Origin of the sequence: Mesorhizobium sp. M1322 (assembly GCF_040318085.1) — a bacterium.
GTDB lineage: Bacteria > Pseudomonadota > Alphaproteobacteria > Rhizobiales > Rhizobiaceae > Mesorhizobium.
On the sequence record NZ_JAMYLP010000053.1, the window covers coordinates 1 to 19,632 of the forward strand.

Consider the following 19,632-nt stretch of genomic DNA (forward strand, 5'->3'; position numbering starts at 1 on the left):
CACGGCGCATAACGATTTCCCCTTCTCCGGCCGCTTCGCGGCAACCTCTCCCCCGCTTTGCGGGGGCGAGGAACCCGGGCCTGCCGGGCATCTCCCCCACAAGGGGGAGATTGGCAGCTTTGGCCGGCGGCGAAAATGCCCTACCTTCATCCTAAGCGGAATTGACCCTGCAAACCCGACATGTCAAACGCCCGGTGCCGGCAACCGGCCAAAGCCTTGGAGAACCTCCGATGACCGATCGTGTCGAAATCGCTGGATTGCGGATTGCCCGCGAGCTTTATGATTTCGTCGTGAACGAGGCGCTGCGGGGCACCGGCATTGCCGCCAACGCCTTCTGGACCGGCTTCTCAGCCATCGTGCACGACCTTTCGCCGAAGAACCGGGCGCTGCTGGAAAAGCGCGACGCGCTGCAGGACCAGATCGACCGCTGGTACCGCGACAATGGCGCACCCAGCGACATCGAAGCCTACAAGGGATTCCTGAAGGAGATCGGCTATCTCGTGCCGGAAGGGCCGGCCTTTTCGGTGACGACCGAAAATGTCGACCCGGAGATTTCGGTGGTCGCCGGGCCGCAGCTGGTGGTGCCGGTGATGAACGCGCGTTACGCGCTGAACGCCGCCAATGCGCGCTGGGGCTCGCTCTACGATGCGCTCTACGGCGCCGACGCCATTCCCGAGACCGGCGGCGCCGAGAAGGGCAAAGGCTTCAATCCCGCACGCGGCGCAAAAGTCATCGCCTGGGCGAAAAGTTTCCTCGATGAATCGGTGCCGCTCACCTCGGGCAAATGGGCAGGGGTGAACGGGCTTTCGGTCGCCAACGGCATGTTGCGGCTGGGCGAGGGCGCCGGCGCCACCACGCTCGCCGACCCCAAACAGTTTGCCGGCTATCGCGGCGACGCCGCCAACCCTGAAGCCGTGCTGCTCACTAGGAATGGCCTGCACATCGAGATCGTCATCGACCGCAGCAACCAGATCGGCAAGACCGATCCAGCCGGCATTGCCGATGTCATCCTGGAATCGGCGCTGACCACCATCCAGGATTGCGAGGATTCGGTCGCGGCGGTGGATGCGCAAGATAAGGTCGTGGTCTACCGCAACTGGCTCGGCCTGATGAAGGGCGACCTTGCCGAGGAGATCACCAAGGGCGGCAGGACCTTTACGCGAAAACTCAATCCCGACCGGTCGTATACCGCGCCCGATGGCGTCGCGCTCACCCTGCCGGGCCGCTCGCTGATGCTGGTCAGGAACGTCGGTCACCTCATGACCAATCCGGCGATATCTGACCGCGACGGCAACGAGGTGCCGGAAGGCATCATGGATGCGGCGCTGACGGCGCTGGTCGCGCTGCACGATGTCGGCCCGAACGGCCGCCGGCAAAACTCCCGCGCGGGCTCGATGTACGTCGTAAAGCCCAAGATGCACGGGCCGGAAGAAGTCGCCTTCGCTGTCGAGATCTTCGACCGCGTCGAGGCGCTGCTCGGCATGACGAAAAACACCATCAAGATGGGCATCATGGACGAGGAGCGGCGCACCACCGTCAACCTCAAGGAGGCGATCCGCGCCGCCAAGGACCGCGTCGTCTTCATCAACACCGGCTTCCTCGATCGCACCGGCGACGAGATCCACACCTCGATGGAAGCCGGCCCGATGATCCGCAAGGGCGACATGAAGCAGGCCGTCTGGATTGCCGCCTACGAAGCTTGGAACGTCGACACCGGGCTGGAATGCGGGCTCGCCGGCCGCGCCCAGATCGGCAAGGGCATGTGGGCGATGCCCGATCTGATGGCGGCGATGCTTGCGGAGAAGATCGCCCATCCCAAGGCCGGCGCCAACACCGCCTGGGTGCCGTCGCCGACGGCGGCAACACTGCACGCCACCCACTATCACAAGGTCGACGTCCACGCCGTGCAGACGGCGCTGAAGAGCCGGCCGAAGGCCAAGCTCGACGACATATTGTCGGTGCCGGTAGCGGTGCGGCCGAACTGGTCTCAGGAGGAAATCCAGAAGGAGCTCGACAACAACGCGCAAGGCATTCTCGGCTATGTCGTGCGCTGGATCGACCAGGGCGTCGGCTGTTCGAAAGTGCCTGACATCAATGACGTTGGCCTGATGGAGGACCGCGCTACGCTGCGGATCTCCTCGCAGCATATCGCCAACTGGCTGCATCATGGCGTCTGCACCTCAGACCAAATGATGGAGACGATGAAGCGCATGGCCGGCGTCGTCGATCGCCAGAACGCAGGCGATCCGCTCTACCGGCCGATGGCGCCCGACTTCGACAAGTCGATCGCCTTCCTCGCTGCTTGCGACTTGGTTTTCAAAGGCCGCACCCAGCCCAACGGCTACACCGAGCCGGTGCTGCACGCGCGGCGGCTGAAGCTGAAGGCGAAGGAGCGGGCTGGATAGCAAGCCGCCGTTGCAAGGCGCAGTCTCACAAGACGAGGCGCGAAATAGAAATCGTCCGATGCAGCATGTTTGAGAGCCCGGTCTGAATCACCCGAAGGATATTAGCCATCGCTAAAACAGCGTTGTCCCGGTGCATGCCATCTGCTAGAATTTTGACCACCGACAAACGGCTCTGGGAGGCCGTGCGTCCGATATCAACTCAAAAAAACCGGAGAACGGCCATGAAACGGCTTCTGACGGTCGCTGCGCTTTTGGCAGCGGGCAGTTTGTTTGCGATGCAAGGCGCAGCCGCCGACGACGCTGCGATGATCAAGAGCGCTGAATCCGCCGCACCCCCCGCTGTAGCAAGCGGCGCTGCGATCCACGCTATGGATGAGAAGGGTGCAATGCGCACACTGCGCGAGGGCACAAACGGCTTCTGGTGCATGCCCGACAACCCGGCCACACCTGGCCCGGATCCAATGTGTGGCGACGCCAACTCTATGGAATGGGCGATGGCTTGGATGGGAAAAAAGGAACCGCCCAAGGGCAAGGTCGGCTTCATGTATATGCTGGCCGGCGGCACCGACGGCAGCAACACCGATCCTTATGCGACGAAGCCCGAGGAAGGCAACAATTGGATCGAGACCGGACCGCACGTGATGATCGTCAACGCAACGGACATGATGCAGGGCTATCCGGCGGACCCCAAGCCTGACACGTCCAGGCCATATGTGATGTGGGCGGGCACTCCCTACGCACATCTCATGATCCCGGTTAAATAGCTGCTGCGGAAATGACTGGCGGGAGGGGAACGTCACGCCGCCTGCGCCATTCGCTCCGAGCTCATGCGGTAGGAAATCGCCTCGGCCAGATGGATGCGGCCGACCGTCTCGCTGGCCTCGAGATCGGCCAATGTTCGCGCCACCTTCAGGACCCGATGATAGGCCCGCGCGGAAAAGCCTAGTTTCTCGCTGGCATCCCTGAGCAGCGACAGGCCTGATGCATCCGGCATCGCGATCTCCTCGATGACCGAGGGCGAGCAATGCGCGTTGGTGGTGGCGGAGGTCGCGCCAAGCCGTTCGAAACGCTCGCGCTGGATCGTCCGGGCGCGGGCCACGCGCAGCGCCACCGCGGCACTTTTCTCTGCCCGGTCCGGCCGGATCAGATCGCTGGCCGAGACCGCCGGCACCTCGATCCGGATATCGATACGGTCGAGCAGCGGGCCGGAAATGCGCGCCTGGTAATCGGTGCGGCAACGGTCGCCGCGCAGGCAGCGATAGCCCGGCTCGCCGGCCATGCCGCAGCGGCACGGGTTCATCGCCGCGACCAGCTGGATGCGTGCCGAATAGGTGACACGATGATTGGCGCGGGCGATCATGCAGTCGCCGGTCTCCAGCGGCTGGCGCAGTGCGTCGAGCGCCTGCGGCGAGAATTCGGGAAACTCGTCGAGGAACAGCACGCCGTGATGGGCAAGCGACGCCTCGCCCGGCCGCACGCGCAGGCCGCCGCCGACCATGGCAGCCATCGAGGCCGAATGGTGCGGCGCACGGAACGGCCGCCGGTCGGTCAGTTTTCCTTCGCCGAGTTCGCCGGCCACCGACGCGATCATCGAGACTTCGAGCAATTCCCTGGGCGCCAGCGGCGGCAGGATCGACGGCAGCCGCTGCGCCAGCATCGATTTTCCCGACCCCGGCGGTCCGACCATCAACAGATTGTGGCCGCCGGCCGCCGCCACTTCCAGTGCCCGCTTGGCGGTCTCCTGGCCCTTGATGTCGGCGAGATCCGGCAGGTCACGCGCCGAGGCATGGATGCCGGGCTCCGGCCGCGACAGGACCTGTGTGCCGCGAAAATGATTGGCGATGGCGATCAGGCTGCGCGGTGCCAGGATGTCGAAATCCTTGCCGGCCCACGCCGCTTCCGGGCCGCAGGCGAAAGGGCAGATCAGGCCCTTGCCTTCGGCATTGGCGCCGATCGCCGCCGGCAGCGCGCCGGCCACCGCTGCGATGGTGCCGTCGAGCGACAGCTCGCCAAGCACGATATAGCCGGCCAGCATGTCGCCCGGAATCGCCCCCAATGCCGCCATCAGGCCGAGCGCGATCGGCAAATCGTAATGGCTGCCTTCCTTGGGCAGGTCGGCGGGCGCCAGATTTACCGTGACCTTCTTCGACGGCATCGACAGGCCCGACGCATGCAGCGCCGCCTGCACCCGCTCACGGCTTTCGGCCACCGCCTTGTCGCCGAGGCCGACGATGTGCATGTTGACCTTGCCGGGCGCAATCATCACCTGCACGTCGACCGGTACGGCCTCGATGCCCTGGAAAGCGACCGTGCGGACCCGCGCAACCATTTTTTCTGCCCCCGGATACGGGCTCGCCCGAAGCCCTGCGATCATGCCGCGAACGGCGTCACCGGAGACAACCACAGATTTCGGGCGAAGGCAAGAACATTACGGGAACAATTGAACGTTGCGCTCTGATCGCGTTGCGTCGGCAACGGATCGGAAAAACACTATTCCCCCAAGTGTGGGTGCTACTTGCGTTTGTCCTCGACTGCATCCCAGAACAGGCTGGCGATGTCGGCGCCACCAAAACGCTGCACCTCGCGCACGCCGGTCGGCGACGTCACGTTGATCTCGGTCATGTAGTCGCCGATCACGTCGATGCCGACGAGGATAAAACCGCGCTCTTTCAGCGACGGGCCGATGCGGGCGCAGATCTCGCGCTCGCGCGCCGTCAGTTCGGTTTTTTCGGCACGGCCGCCGACATGCATGTTGGAGCGTGAATCAGTCTCGGCCGGCACCCGGTTGATGGCGCCGACTGGCTCACCGTCGATCAGGATGATGCGCTTGTCGCCGGCGCGCACCTCCTTCAGATAGCGCTGCACGATATAGGGCTCGCGGAACATCTGGCCGAACATTTCGAGCAGCGAGGCGAGGTTGCGATCGGCCTCGTGCAGGTGGAAGATGCCGGCGCCGCCATTGCCGTAGAGCGGCTTGACGATGATGTCGCCGAACTCCTTCCGGAAGGCGGCGACCTCCAGCGGGTCCTTGGTGATCAGCGTTTCCGGCATCAGGTCGGGAAATTCGGTGACGAAGATCTTTTCCGGGCTGTTGCGCACCCAGGCCGGGTCGTTGACCACCAGCGTCTTGGGATGGATACGCTCGAGTATGTGCGTCGTGGTGATGTAGTTCATGTCGAACGGCGGATCCTGCCTGAGCAGGATGACGTCCATCTCCGACAGGTCGGTGCGGACTTCTTCGCCGAGCGAATAGTGATTGCCCTTCTCGTCGCGGACCTGCATTGCCTCGATGCGGGCAAACACCTTGCCGCCGCGCAGCGACAGCCGGTCGGGCGTATAATGGAACAGCTGATGGCCGCGCCGCTGCGCTTCCAGCGACAGCGCGAAAGACGTGTCGCCGGCAATCGAGACGGTGGAGATGTGGTCCATCTGGATGGCGATTTTCAGAGGCATGGCGGATCTCCGGCGGATCGGATGGGCTGCTTGCCTGTACAGCTTCGCCGGTCATCTGCCAATCGCGACATTTTGAGGATTGCCTGCTGCAAGCGGGGCGTCTGTCGGTCAGTTGCAGACAAAGCGAGGCCACGCGTGCGCTCGATGCTTTCATGGGATCGCCGCCGCAGCGAGGACGCGTAGCGGGGGCGTGATCGCCTTTTTGTCTGACATAAGCCTCGGGAATCGGTTTTTCTCCCTTGCTCCCCCGACCGGGCTGGCTAGGATGCGCGCCGACTGAGCTTACAGCGCCGCGCGTCCTTTTTGGACGCGCAAAGGACGCTGTAGCACTTTGATTTTGCGCATGATCCTTTCCGAAAATCGAAACCGATTTTCGGGTCATGCCCAGGGAGAAAAAATGATGCCATCGGCGCGCTTTGCCGACCTTGAGGGCGCTTCGGTGCTGATCACCGGCGGCGGTTCCGGCATCGGTGCGGCGCTGACCGAGGGTTTTGCCCGCCAGGGGGCAAAGGTCGCCTTCATCGACATCGCCGACCGCCCGAGCCTGGCGCTGGCCGATCGCATCGAGAAGGATCTCGGCCGCCGGCCCCTCTATCTCAAGACGGACATACGCGACATCGAGGCGCTGCGGGTTTCGGCAACCAAGGCCGCCGACGCGCATGGCGACGTCACCGTGCTGGTTAACAATGCAGCACTTGATGATCGCCACGCAGTGGAAGATGTCACAGTGGAGTTCTGGGACAACAACCAGGCGGTCAATCTGCGTCCGCATTTCTTCTCCGCACAGGCGGTAGCGCCGGGCATGAGGCGCGCCGGCGGCGGCTCGATCATCAACTTCACGTCGACGTCGTTTCTGATCAATCACCCCGACATGCCGGCCTATACCGCGGCCAAGGCCGGCATCGTCGGCCTGACCAAGGGCCTTGCCGGCAAGCTCGGCGTCGACGGCATTCGCGTCAATGCGATCGCACCCGGCTGGGTGATCACAGAGCGGCAGAAGGAGCTCTGGGTCACCGAACGGGCGCTCGCCGCCCACGTCGCCAAGCAATGCATCAAGCAGGTGATGCAGCCGGATGACATCGTCGGCACGGTGCTGTTCCTGGCGTCGGACGCTTCGCGGATGCTGACCGCCCAGATGCTGATCGTCGACGGGGGCTTCCTGTGAACCCAGGATTCCCGAGCAAAGCGCCTTCTGTTGCCGCCGTCGACTGGGGCACCACCCGTCTCAGGGTCTGGCTGGTCGATGAAGCCGGAAAAATCCTTGCCGAGCGCCGCGGCGATGACGGGCTGATCACCGCACAAGCCGCCGGGTTTTCGACCATCCTCGAAGGACATCTGGCGGCGATGGGCGCGCCGGAAGCGATGCCCGTTATCATCTGCGGCATGGCCGGCTCCCGCCAGGGCTGGCTGGAAGCGCCCTATGTCACCGTGCCGGCGCCGATCGGCACCATCCTTGCCGGTGCAGCGCGCGTCCCCGGGCAGCGCCGCGACATCCGTATCGTGCCGGGCCTTGCCCAGCGCCAGGCCGATGCGCCCGACGTCATGCGTGGCGAGGAAACGCAGCTTGCCGGCGCTGGTTTACCGGCAAAAGGACGCCATCTCGTCTGCATGCCCGGCACCCACTCCAAATGGGTGCTGGTCGAGGACGGCGCTGTTGCCGGTTTCGGCACCTGGCCCACCGGCGAGCTGTTTTCGGTGCTGGCCGCGCATTCGATCCTGCGCCATTCGCTGGGCGAGCAGCCCCAGCCGGTAGCATCAGGCAATCCGTTTTTCCGGCGTTGGTGCGAGCAAGCGCTTGCCGACGGCGGCGATGTCACCTCGAGACTGTTCTCGATCCGCGCCGCGGGCCTGCTGCAGGACCTGAAGCCCGGCGATGCGGCCGCCTGCTTGTCCGGCCTGCTGATCGGCGGCGAGATCGCCTCGGCCAGTCGCCGTTATGGGAAAGGCGGATCGGTCGTGCTGGTCGCTTCCGGCGCGCTCGGCGCGCTGTACACGGAGGCGCTCGGCCTTGCCGGACTTGCGGTGAGAGCCGTCGATGCCGACGAGGCGGTGCGTGCCGGCCTGATCGAAGCGGCGCGCGAAAATGGCATGATTGCCCAGACATGATCGACAACAGTGGAGTTGCCGCATGACCGAGACCGCACCGTTTCCGAAGCTCGAGCGCGGGCTTGTCGCTATCCTGCGCGGCCTCAGGCCGGACGAGGCGGTGGCCATTGGCCGCGCGATCTTTGAGGCCGGCATCGAAGCGATCGAAGTGCCGCTCAACTCGCCTGACCCGTTTGCCTCGATCGCAAAAATCGTGGAAGCGCTACCGGCGACGGCACTGGTCGGCGCCGGGACTGTGCTGACTGCGGCCGATGTCGACGGATTGCACAATGCCGGCGGACGGCTGCTCGTCAGCCCTAACATCGATGCCGAGGTCATGGGCCGCGCCATGAATTACGGCATGGTGACGATGCCCGGCGTGTTCACGCCGACCGAGGGCTTCGAGGCGATTCGGCTCGGCGCCTCGGCGCTGAAGTTCTTCCCGGCCAGCGTGCTTGGCGCGGCCGGCATCGCGGCGATGCGCGCCGTTTTGCCTGATAAGACGCTGGTCGGCGCGGTCGGTGGCGTGTCGGAAAAGGACTTTGCCGGCTACAAGGCGGCCGGCGTCAGCGTCTTCGGTCTCGGCTCCAGCCTGTTCAAGCCTGGTATGAGCATCGACGACGTGGCAACGCGGGCGCAGGTCGCAGTCGTGGCCTGGGATGCGGCGTTTGGAGCTGTGCGATGAACGATGCCGTCGTTTCTGTTTTTTCCGACCATGTCTGTCAGCTCGGCGAAGGCCCGAGCTATGACCCCGCCACCGATACGCTCTACTGGTTCGACATCCTCAACGGCCAGCTTCTGGAAAAGCGCCTTTCCGGCGGCGCGGTCAAAATCCACGAGCTTGGCCAGATGGCCAGCGCGATCGCCATCATCGACGACAAAAGACAGCTGATCGCCACCGAAACCGGCCTGCATGTCCGCGACGTGACGACCGGCCGGATGACGCTGCACACGGCGATCGAGGCCGACAATCCGGTCACGCGCTCGAACGATTCGCGCGTCCACCCCTGCGGTGCCTTCTGGGTCGGCACGATGGGCAAGGGTGAGGAAAAGGCCGCCGGCTCGATCTATTGGTTCTCTAGGGGGGAACTGCGCCGGCTCTATTCGGACATCACGGTGTCGAACTCGATCTGCTTTTCCGAAGATGGAACGGTCGCCTATTACACCGATACCAGCACCGGACTGTTGATGCGGGTCGACTGCGATCCGGCCACCGGCCTGCCGTCCGGCGAGCCGAAGATCTTCGTCGATCACCGCAAGGCCAAGGGCTATATCGACGGTTCTGTGCTCGATCGCGACGGTGTCCTGTGGAACGCCTGCTGGGGCGGCGGCGTCGTTGAGGCTTATGGGCCTGACGGCAAGCTCATCCGATCGGTCGCGATGCCGGTGACGCAACCATCCTGTCCGGCCTTTGTCGGCACGAATGCCGACCGACTGGCGGTCACTTCTGCCTGGTCGGGCAAGGATGAGAAACAGCGCCTGCTGGACCCGCAAGCCGGCATGACATTTCTGCTCGACATTCCGGTCAACGGCCGCTTCGAGCCGCGCGTGCTGATTGCTTAAGTATTATCGCTCTGTCGTGCGGGCGTCCGGCCGGTGTCGGTTCAGCGAAAGCCTGATATGTTCGTCCTGCGATGGTAGGCTATCGCGCCGCCAGGAATCGTTCAGCCCATGTCAAGCCGCAGGCCGAAGCTGATCCTTATCTACGAGCCGGAAAAGGCCTGCTTCGACCGGCTGGTCGCCGATGGCCATGTGCCGGCGCGCGCCGCGGAAATCGCCTCCTATCTGGCGCAATCGACCGACATCGCCTCTGAGTTCGACGCGCTGGCCGCGGCATGCCTGACACGCGGCCTGTCCTTCGCGCCGGTGGCGCTCGACGGTGCCGCAAACGTGTTCACCGGCGAGGACCCGGACACGACGCTGGTCTGGACGTTGACCGACGGCGTCGCCTATTTCCGAGGCGGTGCAGCACCGGCTCTGGCAAGACTGAACGGTCTGAAGACGATCGGCGCCGACGACGCGCTGTTTGCGCTCTGCCAGGACAAATTCCGCTCCGGCGCCGTGCTCGGCGCGCTCTGCCTGCCGGTGCCGCAATCCGGTTTGGCCCGCGACGGCCATTGGCTGGTCGAGCCACCGGCTTCGCCAACCGGCTGGTTCGTCAAGCCGAACCGGCTCGGCGCCAAAATCGGCATCTGGCCGGATTCGCGCAGCAGCGATTTCGGCCACGCGCTGGAACTCAGCCGGCGCGTGTTCGCCGCCTATCGCGATGATGTCGTCGTGCAGCCCTACGTCACGGGGCGCAATGCGCGCGCGAGTTTTCTCGGACTGAGGCCGGACACCGGCGTCGAGGCGCTCGGCATCGCCTTTGTCGATTCGGGTAGTGATTTCCAGACCATGGAGGACAGCCTGGCGCTTTACGGCGACACCGGCGAAGCTGCCAAGGCGGCGGGAACATATGCCGAGCCGGTGCTGCTGCCGGTCGCTGCCAGCCAGCCGCGAGCCGATGCAACCATCCGCCAAATCGCGCAAAGCCTGATGACCGGGCTCGGCCTGCGGGATGTATTTTCCATGGATTTCCGAGTCGAAGCCAACGACAGCGTCCATCTCATCGAATTCGAGGTCTGCCCCGGCTTGGCTTGCTTCGATTTCCGCGCCTATTGCCGCACGCAATGGAAGATGGGCCTCGCCGATGCGATGGCCGAGATCGCCGCGAACCGTTTTCTTGCCTCGCCAACGGGATGAGCAGCCGGCGGCCCAGGATCGTTTCTCGACAAAAGGCTTGCGTCCCGACACTCCACTTAATAAGGTGTTAAGTGAGGAGGCGATCGGTGAAAGTCGACCCTGCGACATCCCCGGAGATGACAGCGCTGGCAGCGCCGGAAGCAGAAAAGGCGAAGCATGTCGGCGGCCGGATCAAGGCCATTCGCACGGCCCGGCGCATTTCGCTTCGCCAGCTGGCCGATATGGTCGGCACGACGGCGAGCTTCATCAGCCAGCTCGAGCGCAATCTGAGCGGAGCCAGCGCCAGCACCCTGATGCGGATCGCGGCTGCGTTGGATCTCGGCATCAACGACCTGTTCGAGCAGACCGAGGGCGGGTTCCACAAGGTGCTCACCCGGGCTGACCGCCCGCTGCTGCCGATCAGCCACGGTTGCCGAAAGACGTTGCTGTCGCGGCGACCGATCCATGAATTCGAGGTTTATTCGGGCGATTTCGACGTCGGCGGCTCGACCGGCAACGCCGCTTACACGCATGGCGGCAAGCACGAGATGTTCGTCGTCCTCAAGGGGACGGTCGAGCTGACGCTGGCAGACGAGCGTTTCGTCATGAACGAAGGCGACAGCATCGAATACGCAACCTCGACGCCGCATCGCACGGCAAACATCGGCAAGACGCCGGCGCAGGTGCTCTGGATCATCGCGCCCCCGACCAGCGGCGCGGCGGAACTCAATCGATACACGCCCGGACAAGGCTCGCAGCCGGGCGAACCGAACTAATGCGGGTGCACATAAATGGGAGATAAAGCTATGAAGACCAAGATCGGACAGGTGGCCGCATTCGGGCTGCTGATGATCACGACCGCAACGCTTGCGCAGAGCAAGCCCGTGGCAGGCGAGGTGGCCGAGGGCTCGCTGAAGGGCAAGACGCTTACCTTCGTCTCGTATGGAGGCATTTACCAGGATGGTCAGATCGCCGCGCTGAAAGAGTTCGTCGACAAATCAGGCGTGACGCTGCTCAGCGACGGGCCAACTGAAATCTCGAAACTGAAGGCGCAGGTCGAGTCCGGCAATGTCACTTGGGACGTTGTCGATACCGGCGATTTCCCGCCCTACGTCTATTGCGGCAAGCTGTTCCAGAAGCTGGACTTCTCGAAGATCGATACGTCCAACATTCCGGAGGGCCAGATCAGCGAATGCAGTGTGCCGGCCATGAACTATGGCGTGGTGCTGATGTACAACACCGAAAAATACAAGGATAACCCGCCCAAGAGCTGGAGGGATTTCTTCGACATCGAGAAGTTCCCGGGCTCGCGCGCACTGGAGGGCAGCGGCGATCTGTCCGGCGGAATGATCGAGCAGGCGCTGCTCGCAGCCGGTGGGTCGGTCGAAAACATGACGGTTGCCGATATCGACAAGGCTATCGAGAAGGTGAAGTCGCTCGGTCCGGACACGATCTTCTGGAAGACCGGCGCTGATTCACAGCAGCTCGCCGAATCCGGCGAAGCCGACATGATCGCGATGTGGACCGGACGTGCCATGACCGCGGTCAAGAACGGTGCGAAGTACACGCCGGCGTGGCAGGACTGGCTGGTCGTGATGGACCAGATGACCATTCCGATGGGCGTCAAGGACCCCGACGCGGCGCATGCGCTGATCAACGCCTATGTCGGCAAGAGCGCGCAGGAGACGCTTGCAAAAACCACCTCGTATACCCCGATCCACAAGGACGCGAAACCCGAAGTAGACGAGGTCACTGCGGCGTTCATGACCAACACGCCGGACAAGCTGAAGCTTGGCTACCAGCAGAACATCAAGTTCTGGGTGGAGAACTTCGAGGTAGCGAACGAAAAGTGGAACGCGTTGATGGCGGGCAACTAGGTCCGCCACCGTGGCAACGAGAGCAATCGACAGCCGGGACGCTGTTCCGGCTGTCGCGGCAGACGACCGGCGACGCTGGTTTCGTGGACAGGCTTTCTGGCTCGTCGCGCCGGCGCTGCTGCTGCTCGTCATCTGCCTAGGCCTACCGCTCGCCATCGTGACCTTGCGCAGCTTTTCCGAGCCGCAATGGGGATGGCAGAACTATGCTTGGTTCTTCGGCACACCGGTCAATCTGACCGTGCTTCAGCGCACCTTCGCGATCTCCGCCTGGGTGACGCTGGTATGTCTCATTGCCGGCTATCCCTATGCCTATGTGATGACCGCAGTCGGACCCAAGATGCGGCTCGTCCTCATCCTGTGCGTGCTGGTGCCGTTCTGGGTGAGCGGCGTGGTGCGCACCCTGGCATGGGTCATCCTGTTGCAGGATTCCGGCGTGATCAACTCCGTCATCCGGGCAGTCGGCCTCAGCCCGGTTAAGCTGATCCGCACGCAGACAGGCGTGGTGATCGGCATGGCGCAGGTACTGTTGCCGTTCATGATCCTGCCCCTCTATTCGGTGATGAAGACGATCGACCTGCGGCTCATGCAGGCGGCACGGAGCCTCGGCGCAAGCCCGGCGCGCGCCTTTGCCCAGGTCTACCTGCCGCTCTCGCTTCCGGGCGTCTACGCGGGCGCCATCATCGTGTTCATTCTTGCGCTTGGGTTCTACATCACCCCGGCGCTGCTCGGCGGTCCGCGTTCGACCATGCTCTCGACCCTGATCCAGAACCAGGTGCTCAGCCTGCTCAACTGGGGTCGCGGCGGCGCGATGGGTGTGGTGCTGTTGAGCGCGACCTTCGTCCTGCTCGCGCTCGCAGCACCGCTGTCGCGCCAACCGTACAAGACGGGCTCGCGACGCTGATGAAACAGCCCGGTCGAATCCTGCTCGGTCTGTACTGCCTGCTCGTCGCGGTCTGGCTGGTCGCACCGACAATCGTCGTCGTGCCGATGTCCTTCAACGACAAGAAGTCGCTGGCCTTTCCGCCTTCCGGCTTCTCCTGGCAGTGGTATCAGAACTTCTTCACCAGCCCCGAATGGTCGGCGAGCCTGATCGGTTCGCTCAAGGTTGCCGTCGTCACAGCGGTGTTCGCCACTGTCGTCGGCACGCTGGCGGCATTCGGCCTCGATCGCATGAAAAGCCGCGTCAGCGGCGTGCTCCGGGCACTGCTGATCACGCCAATGGTCGTGCCGGGGGTGGTGCTCGCCGTCGGAATCTACGCGGTCTACCTCGATACGCGGTTGGTCGGCACCATGACCGGCTTCGTGCTGGCCCACACGATGCTCGCCGTTCCTTTCGTCATCATCGCCGTCTCCGCCAGCCTGGAAGTCTTCGACAAACGGCTGGAGACTGCTGCGGCCAGCCTCGGCGCGACCCGGCTGACAGCGTTCAGGACGGTGACGTTGCCGCTGATCGCGCCAGGGATTTTGTCGGGCCTGCTGTTTGCGTTCGTAACCTCATTCGATGAGATCATCGTCGCGCTGTTCATCACCAGCCCGTATCTGAAGACACTGCCGGTCCAGATCTTCTCCAGCATTACCCGGGATGCCGACCCCACCGTTGCGGCGGTGGGCACGCTGCTCTTCATCACGACCTCGCTGGTGATCGGGGCGGGGCTGCTGATCGGTTCGAGACAGGGAAAACGTTGACATGGCCTCACCATCGACCCGCGGCGCAGCCATCGATCTCAGATCCGTCAGCAAACATTATGGCAGTTTCATCGCTCTCGATAAGGTCTCGCTGCACATCGAGCCGGGGGAGTTCATGACGCTGCTCGGGCCCAGCGGTTCGGGCAAGACCACCACGCTCAACGTCATCGCCGGCTTCACCGAAGTCAGCTCGGGTTCGCTTGATGTCGGCGGCAAGAGCGTCATCGGCGTACCGGCGCACAAACGCAACATCGGCGTGGTGTTTCAGCACTACGCGCTGTTTCCGCACATGACGGTGAGCAGGAACGTCGCATACCCGCTGACCTTGCGCGGCATCGCCAATCCCGATCGCGAGGCCCGGGTGCGCAAGGCGCTGGACATGGTGAAGATGGCGGATTTCGGTCATCGCTTCCCCAGCGAGCTCTCCGGTGGACAGCAGCAGCGCGTCGCGCTGGCGCGTGCCATCGTGTTCGACCCACCGCTGCTCCTGATGGACGAGCCGCTCGGCGCGCTCGACAAGAAGCTGCGTGAATGGCTGCAGCTCGAGATCAAACGGATCCACCGCGAATTGGGCACCACCTTCGTTTACGTCACGCACGACCAGGAGGAAGCCCTGGTCCTCTCGGACCGCATCGCCGTGTTCAACCAGGGGCGCATCGAGCAGATCGGCACCGGTCGCCAGCTCTACGACGAGCCCGAGACCTTGTTCGTCGGAAAATTCGTCGGCGACTCGACGATACTGCGTGGCGCAGCCTCCACCTCCGGGAACGAGACCGCCATCGACGTAGCCGGACGGAAAGTGGCTGCCGCAAAACGCCTTGCCGACGGTGCCAAACCCGTGATGCTGCTGCGGCCGGAGAAGCTGAGCCTCGCCAGGCGGGGGAAGGGCGGACAGGATCGAAACACCCTGCCCGGGCGCATTGGCGAGGCCATCTACCTCGGATCGGGTTCCAAATACGAGGTCGTGCTGGCCGACACCTCCAAGGCGATCGTGCGCTCGACGCTGGACGCCGAGACCTTCGCCATCGGCGACGAGGTCGACCTCATATTCGCGGGCAGCGACGTGAAGCTGTTGGCGGACGATGAAAATGCCGATTTCACGCTGACCTGAATCCTATCTGGGAAATCGCGACAATGGACGTGAAGAAGAACGGCGACGTTTCATTCTGGTATGCCGATATCGGCGGCGTGCCCGACTATCGACCGCCACTGCAGGGCGATATCGTGGCCGACGTCTGTATCGTCGGGGCCGGCTACACCGGCCTTTGGACCGCCTATTATCTGAAGCAGGCAGCGCCCCACCTCAACATTGTAGTCGTCGAGAAGGAGTTCGCCGGCTTCGGTGCTTCGGGACGCAATGGCGGCTGGCTGTCCGGCGGGTTCTCATGGTCGCGCGAAAAATACGAGAAGGCAACCTCGCGCGCTGGCGTCATCGCCATGCAGGCGGCAATGATGGGCACGGTGAACGAGGTCATATCGGTTGCGGAAACCGAAGGCATCGACGCCGACATTCGCCGTACCGACGAACTGTTGGTCGCAACCAACGAGGCGCAGGAGCAGCGTGCCAAGGCGATGTATGCCCATGCCAGATCCTGGGAGCTGACCGACGAACGCGTCGGGTATATCGATGCAGCGGAGATGCGCCGGCGCATAGCGGTACACAACACGCGCGGCGCCTTCGTCATCAAAAAAGTTGCGCGGGTTCAGCCCGCAAAGCTGGTGCAGGGGCTCGCCAGGGCAGTGGAGCGCATCGGCGTCCCGATCTATGAACAGACCACCGTGCTGTCGATCGAGAAGGGCAAGATCGCAACCAGCCGAGGCGTGGTGCGCGCCGAAAAGATCGTGCGGGCGACCGAGGGCTTCACCGCCGGAATTGCCGGCCACGAGAGACGGTGGTTGGCGCTCAACAGCGCCATCGTGGTCACCGAGCCGTTGTCCGAAAAGCTGTGGAGCGAAATTGGCTGGGATGGCTACGAGGTGCTCGGCGACGCCGCACATACATACTGCTACGCCCAGCGCACGAGGGAAGGCCGCATTGCCATGGGCGGGCGCGGGGTGCCCTATCGGTTCGGCTCGAAGACCGACATTCGAGGCGTCACCCAGCAGGCGACGATCGATAAGCTGCACAAGATCCTGACGACGCTTCTGCCGCAGACCAAGGGACTAAAGCTCGACCATGCGTGGTGTGGAACGCTGGGCGTGCCGCGCGACTGGTGCACGACAGTGGGCTTCGACAAGCAGACCGGAATAGGCTGGGCTGGCGGCTATGTCGGCCTCGGCGTGTCCACCTCAAACCTCTCGGGGCGCACATTGAGGGATCTGCTGCTGGGCAACGACACCGAGCTGACGCGGCTTCCCTGGGTCAATCGAACCGTGCGCAAATGGGAGCCGGAGCCGCTGCGCTGGCTCGGCGTCCATTCCATGTATCAGCTCTATCGGATTGCCGACGAGCGGGAAGCAAAGGGCCTGCCGCGCACATCGCGGCTGGCGGCCCTGGCCGATCGCATCACCGGCCACTGAACCGCATCACCTCGAGGACCTAGGAATGATCGACTTCAAGACCTTCGCCCACCTTGCCCATATCGACCTCGGTGAGCCCCAGCCGAAACCGACCTCGCTGGAAGGCGATCAGCTGGAAGCAGCCAAGACGCTTTGGACTTCGGATGATGACAAGATCGAGGTCGGTGTCTGGGAATGTTCGCAGGGCCGGTTCACCGCGCGCCGCGACACGAATTCCGAGATTTGCCACATCGTCTCCGGCCGCGTGACGCTGCACGGTCCCGACGGCGAAGCCAAAGATGTCGGACCCGGCGAATTGCTTGTCCTGCCGCTTGGCTGGGAGGGCGAATGGACCATCCACGAGAAAACGCGCAAGCTCTACATCCTGCATTCCGTCTGACCGACACAGCGGGTTGCCGCTGAACTAGAGCAATTCCAGGAAAAGTGTGAAACGGTTTTCCGTCCGGAATTGCGCAAAAACAAAGACATAGAGCGGTTCCGCGTTTCCGTGAAACGATGAACCGCTCTAAACCCCCTCGACCAGCACGATCTCGCCGTCGGCTACTTTCTGGCGGATCGCGACCGCCCGCTGATACTCCGGCGAGTGATAGCAATCGTGCGCCGCAGCCAGCGACGGAAACTCGATGATGACGTTGCGGTCACGACCGGGCCCCTCGGCTTTTTCATGGGCGCCGCCGCGTGCCAGGAATTTTACATCGAAACAGTCGAAGGCAAGCTTGGCGGCGGCGACATAGTCCTTGTAGCCTTCAGCATCGCGCACATCGACGCGGGCAATCCAGTATCCCTTGGGCATGCATTTTTCTCCGGTGTTGTTCCTGGGCCGCTATGCCGAGCGCATTTCATCGAGAATGGCTTCCGCCATCGCCCGCCTGTCTGGCGCGCCGACGATCGGCCGGCCGACGACGAGATGGCTGGAGCCGTTGCGGATCGCCTGCGCCGGCGTGACCACGCGTTTCTGGTCGCCATAGTCGCTGCCCTTGGGCCGTATTCCCGGCGTGACGACGGCCATGTTGGGCCCGACGATCCGGCGGACGGCTTCCGCTTCCTCGGCCGAGCAGACGATGCCGCCCATGCCGGCATGCAGCGCCTGTTCGGAGCGCCTCAGCACCAGCGTATGCGGGTCATGCTCATAGCCGGCGTCGATCACGTCCTGTTCGTCCATCGAGGTCAGCACGGTGACGCCAAGCAGGCAGAGATTGCTGCCCCTGGCGGCCTCGACCGCTGCCTTCATCGTCTTCGGATAGGCGTGCAGCGTCAGCATGGTCATGCCCATCCTGGCGATGGCCTCGACACCCTTGGCCACCGTGTTGTCGATGTCGAGCAGCTTCATGTCGAGGAAGATCCTGGTGCCGCCGCTGGCGAGCTCGCGGGCGAAATCGAGGCCGCCGGCGAAGGCGAGCTGATAGCCGATCTTGTAGAAGGAGACGATCCCGTCGAGCTCGCGCACCGTCTTCTCGGCTTCCTTCAGCGTCGGCACGTCGAGGCCGACGATCAGCCTGTCTTGCATGGTGCTGGCGCGCTCCTGGATCACACCTCGATCCGCCTCGACAGCATGCGCGAGATTTCGATCAGCGTGCGGCATAGGTGCTCCATCGATCTGTGCAGTCGCTCGTCCCTGAAATTCCCGTCTTCGTCGAAGGCGTTGCCGCCCTCCGGCACGGAGCACTCCGGCGTCACCACCTCCATCTGGCAGCGCACCAGCACGGCGCGTAGATGGTTGATGCAGCGTACCCCGGCGAAGTGTCCTTTGGAAGATGAACAAAGGCCGGCGGGCTTGCCAGCGAACGGCCTGAACGACCGCCCGCCATCCGTGTGCACCCGGCTCACCCAGTCGATGGTGTTCTTGAGCAGCGGCGGGATCGAGCCGTTATATTCGGGCGTCGCGATCAGCAGCCCGTCATGGGCGGCGATCTGCCGGGCAAGCTTGATAGCGTTTTCGGGAACGCCTTTCTCCTTTTCCAGGTCCTCGTCGAGGATCGGCAGCGGATAGTCGGCAAGCGAGATGCGGGTCACCTCGGCGCCCTGCAGGGCGAGTTCCTTCTGCGCTACATCGGCGGTCCTGCCGCTGTAGGCGCCAACGCGAATCGAGCCCGCGAAGACGAGTATTTTCGGGATCACTGCCATCGGCCACCCTTGTTCCCGGACAGGTACAGCCAAGGATCGCTCAAATCAACGCACCGGCCCAAAGATCGAAAAGCGATCTTTGGGGGCACACCTAATGCGCCCCGCGCCGGTAGATCCACAGCTGCGTTGGCGGGATGTTGCGGATGACGAAATGGAAATGCTCGACCGTGTAATCGCCGCGGCCGGGCGGGATCGGCGACAGCGGGCCGTAGGTCAGTTGCACGACCGGGCGGCCTGTCGGGATGCGATCGAGAAGGCTTTCGACATAGGCGATGCGCTGGGCGACCGGGAAATTGAGCAATGGCACGCCGGAGATGACTGAATCGAAGATCAGGCCGCTCTTGTCGCCGAGCGTCGCATCGAGGTTGAAGGCGTCGCCCTCGATGACGTTGACGCCGGGACAGAGCTGGCGCAGATGGCGTACGAAATCGGTGGAATATTCGACAGCGTAGAGATTTTCAGGCTTTACGCCCTGGGCGAGGATGGCTCGGGTGATGACGCCGGTGCCGGGCCCGACTTCGAGCACCGGCAGGCCCGAGTTCGGATTGACGACGGAGGCCATCTTGCGGGCCGTGGTGGAACTGGTCGGCACGATCGAACCGACCGCCTTCGGCTTGTCGATCCAGCCCTTGAAGAACTTCAGTTCGTCGTCGAACTTTTCCGCCAGCGCCTTTCGCAGTCCGGGACCATGTGCCATGCAAGTTCTCCTGAACGCTTCCCCGAGAGGCTACTTAGCAGCTACGGGGTTCAAGGCAAGGCGG

The 19,632-nt window shown here is 63.6% G+C and carries 20 protein-coding genes; 14 read left to right on the forward strand and 6 right to left on the reverse strand.

Annotation, left to right across the window (positions count from 1 at the left end; all coding sequences use genetic code 11):
- Positions 1-230: 230 nt before the first annotated feature.
- Together NKH12_RS19150 and NKH12_RS19155 are read left to right on the forward strand one after the other, a co-directional pair.
- Positions 231-2,405 carry a malate synthase G gene (locus NKH12_RS19150; protein ID WP_352954565.1) on the forward strand — a complete coding sequence of 725 codons (2,175 nt, stop codon included), beginning with the start codon at positions 231-233 and terminating at the stop codon, positions 2,403-2,405.
- A gap of 221 nt (positions 2,406-2,626) precedes the next feature.
- On the forward strand, positions 2,627-3,169 hold the full coding sequence (locus NKH12_RS19155; protein WP_352954566.1) for a hypothetical protein: 543 nt from the start codon (positions 2,627-2,629) through the stop codon (positions 3,167-3,169).
- A gap of 32 nt (positions 3,170-3,201) precedes the next feature.
- Here the strand turns inward: NKH12_RS19155 and NKH12_RS19160 are convergent, their stop codons facing one another.
- Entirely contained in the window at positions 3,202-4,734 is a 1,533-nt protein-coding gene (locus NKH12_RS19160; RefSeq protein WP_352954567.1) for a YifB family Mg chelatase-like AAA ATPase, read from the reverse strand.
- Between the two features lie 182 nt (positions 4,735-4,916).
- Entirely contained in the window at positions 4,917-5,858 is a 942-nt protein-coding gene (gene gshB / locus NKH12_RS19165) for a glutathione synthase (RefSeq protein ID WP_352954568.1), read from the reverse strand.
- Positions 5,859-6,255: 397 nt separating this feature from the next.
- On the opposite strand from gshB, the gene NKH12_RS19170 reads away from it, so the two are divergent.
- From NKH12_RS19170 to NKH12_RS19225, 12 genes are all read left to right on the forward strand, one after another.
- Entirely contained in the window at positions 6,256-7,023 is a 768-nt protein-coding gene (locus tag NKH12_RS19170; RefSeq protein WP_352954569.1) for an SDR family NAD(P)-dependent oxidoreductase, read from the forward strand.
- Complete coding sequence (locus NKH12_RS19175) at positions 7,020-7,964, forward strand: 2-dehydro-3-deoxygalactonokinase (RefSeq protein ID WP_352954570.1); 945 nt, start codon at positions 7,020-7,022, stop codon at positions 7,962-7,964. The genes NKH12_RS19170 and NKH12_RS19175 overlap by 4 nt, the downstream gene beginning before the upstream one ends.
- A 22-nt stretch (positions 7,965-7,986) precedes the next feature.
- The gene (locus NKH12_RS19180; RefSeq protein WP_352954571.1) at positions 7,987-8,628 is read left to right on the forward strand and encodes a 2-dehydro-3-deoxy-6-phosphogalactonate aldolase; all 642 of its coding nucleotides are present in this window, start codon (positions 7,987-7,989) and stop codon (positions 8,626-8,628) included.
- Positions 8,625-9,506, forward strand: coding sequence for an SMP-30/gluconolactonase/LRE family protein (locus tag NKH12_RS19185; protein ID WP_352954572.1), 882 nt, complete (start codon positions 8,625-8,627; stop codon positions 9,504-9,506). The genes NKH12_RS19180 and NKH12_RS19185 overlap by 4 nt, the downstream gene beginning before the upstream one ends.
- A 108-nt stretch (positions 9,507-9,614) precedes the next feature.
- Complete coding sequence (locus NKH12_RS19190; RefSeq protein ID WP_352954573.1) at positions 9,615-10,685, forward strand: D-alanine--D-alanine ligase family protein; 1,071 nt, start codon at positions 9,615-9,617, stop codon at positions 10,683-10,685.
- A gap of 86 nt (positions 10,686-10,771) precedes the next feature.
- Positions 10,772-11,440, forward strand: a complete 669-nt coding sequence (locus NKH12_RS19195) for a helix-turn-helix domain-containing protein (RefSeq protein ID WP_352954574.1) — start codon at positions 10,772-10,774, stop codon at positions 11,438-11,440.
- Positions 11,441-11,470: 30 nt separating this feature from the next.
- Complete coding sequence (locus NKH12_RS19200) at positions 11,471-12,541, forward strand: extracellular solute-binding protein (RefSeq protein ID WP_352954575.1); 1,071 nt, start codon at positions 11,471-11,473, stop codon at positions 12,539-12,541.
- A gap of 10 nt (positions 12,542-12,551) precedes the next feature.
- Positions 12,552-13,442, forward strand: coding sequence for an ABC transporter permease (locus tag NKH12_RS19205; RefSeq protein ID WP_352954576.1), 891 nt, complete (start codon positions 12,552-12,554; stop codon positions 13,440-13,442).
- Positions 13,442-14,227, forward strand: a complete 786-nt coding sequence (locus tag NKH12_RS19210) for an ABC transporter permease (RefSeq protein ID WP_352954577.1) — start codon at positions 13,442-13,444, stop codon at positions 14,225-14,227. Before NKH12_RS19205 ends, NKH12_RS19210 begins: the two co-directional genes overlap by 1 nt.
- Position 14,228: 1 nt before the next feature.
- Complete coding sequence (locus NKH12_RS19215) at positions 14,229-15,338, forward strand: ABC transporter ATP-binding protein (RefSeq protein WP_352954578.1); 1,110 nt, start codon at positions 14,229-14,231, stop codon at positions 15,336-15,338.
- Positions 15,339-15,361: 23 nt separating this feature from the next.
- On the forward strand, positions 15,362-16,747 hold the full coding sequence (locus tag NKH12_RS19220; RefSeq protein ID WP_352954579.1) for an NAD(P)/FAD-dependent oxidoreductase: 1,386 nt from the start codon (positions 15,362-15,364) through the stop codon (positions 16,745-16,747).
- A gap of 25 nt (positions 16,748-16,772) precedes the next feature.
- Positions 16,773-17,126: a cupin domain-containing protein gene (locus tag NKH12_RS19225; protein WP_352954580.1), complete on the forward strand. Its 354-nt coding sequence runs from the start codon at positions 16,773-16,775 to the stop codon at positions 17,124-17,126.
- 126 nt (positions 17,127-17,252) lie between these two features.
- Here NKH12_RS19225 and NKH12_RS19230 read toward each other — a convergent pair whose 3' ends face one another.
- The 4 genes from NKH12_RS19230 to pmtA form a co-directional block, all read right to left on the reverse strand.
- The gene (locus tag NKH12_RS19230) at positions 17,253-17,540 is read right to left on the reverse strand and encodes a DUF1330 domain-containing protein (protein WP_352954581.1); all 288 of its coding nucleotides are present in this window, start codon (positions 17,538-17,540) and stop codon (positions 17,253-17,255) included.
- Positions 17,541-17,570: 30 nt separating this feature from the next.
- Complete coding sequence (gene pyrF / locus NKH12_RS19235) at positions 17,571-18,254, reverse strand: orotidine-5'-phosphate decarboxylase (protein WP_352954582.1); 684 nt, start codon at positions 18,252-18,254, stop codon at positions 17,571-17,573.
- 20 nt (positions 18,255-18,274) lie between these two features.
- Positions 18,275-18,871: an NADPH-dependent FMN reductase gene (locus NKH12_RS19240; protein ID WP_352954583.1), complete on the reverse strand. Its 597-nt coding sequence runs from the start codon at positions 18,869-18,871 to the stop codon at positions 18,275-18,277.
- Positions 18,872-18,962: 91 nt separating this feature from the next.
- Complete coding sequence (gene pmtA, locus NKH12_RS19245) at positions 18,963-19,568, reverse strand: phospholipid N-methyltransferase PmtA (protein ID WP_352954584.1); 606 nt, start codon at positions 19,566-19,568, stop codon at positions 18,963-18,965.
- Positions 19,569-19,632 lie beyond the last annotated feature (64 nt).

Coding starts and splice junctions, on each gene's coding strand:
- NKH12_RS19170 (WP_352954569.1), top strand. CDS start 6,256: ATGATGCCATCGGCGCGCTTTGCCGACCTTGAGGGCGCTTCGGTGCTG.
- NKH12_RS19210 (WP_352954577.1), top strand. CDS start 13,442: ATGAAACAGCCCGGTCGAATCCTGCTCGGTCTGTACTGCCTGCTCGTC.
- NKH12_RS19220 (WP_352954579.1), top strand. CDS start 15,362: ATGGACGTGAAGAAGAACGGCGACGTTTCATTCTGGTATGCCGATATC.
- NKH12_RS19225 (WP_352954580.1), top strand. CDS start 16,773: ATGATCGACTTCAAGACCTTCGCCCACCTTGCCCATATCGACCTCGGT.
- gshB (WP_352954568.1), bottom strand. CDS start 5,858: ATGCCTCTGAAAATCGCCATCCAGATGGACCACATCTCCACCGTCTCG.
- pmtA (WP_352954584.1), bottom strand. CDS start 19,568: ATGGCACATGGTCCCGGACTGCGAAAGGCGCTGGCGGAAAAGTTCGAC.
- NKH12_RS19200 (WP_352954575.1), top strand. CDS start 11,471: ATGAAGACCAAGATCGGACAGGTGGCCGCATTCGGGCTGCTGATGATC.
- NKH12_RS19215 (WP_352954578.1), top strand. CDS start 14,229: ATGGCCTCACCATCGACCCGCGGCGCAGCCATCGATCTCAGATCCGTC.
- NKH12_RS19160 (WP_352954567.1), bottom strand. CDS start 4,734: ATGGTTGCGCGGGTCCGCACGGTCGCTTTCCAGGGCATCGAGGCCGTA.
- pyrF (WP_352954582.1), bottom strand. CDS start 18,254: ATGCAAGACAGGCTGATCGTCGGCCTCGACGTGCCGACGCTGAAGGAA.
- NKH12_RS19185 (WP_352954572.1), top strand. CDS start 8,625: ATGAACGATGCCGTCGTTTCTGTTTTTTCCGACCATGTCTGTCAGCTC.
- NKH12_RS19155 (WP_352954566.1), top strand. CDS start 2,627: ATGAAACGGCTTCTGACGGTCGCTGCGCTTTTGGCAGCGGGCAGTTTG.
- NKH12_RS19240 (WP_352954583.1), bottom strand. CDS start 18,871: ATGGCAGTGATCCCGAAAATACTCGTCTTCGCGGGCTCGATTCGCGTT.
- NKH12_RS19190 (WP_352954573.1), top strand. CDS start 9,615: ATGTCAAGCCGCAGGCCGAAGCTGATCCTTATCTACGAGCCGGAAAAG.
- NKH12_RS19180 (WP_352954571.1), top strand. CDS start 7,987: ATGACCGAGACCGCACCGTTTCCGAAGCTCGAGCGCGGGCTTGTCGCT.
- NKH12_RS19150 (WP_352954565.1), top strand. CDS start 231: ATGACCGATCGTGTCGAAATCGCTGGATTGCGGATTGCCCGCGAGCTT.
- NKH12_RS19230 (WP_352954581.1), bottom strand. CDS start 17,540: ATGCCCAAGGGATACTGGATTGCCCGCGTCGATGTGCGCGATGCTGAA.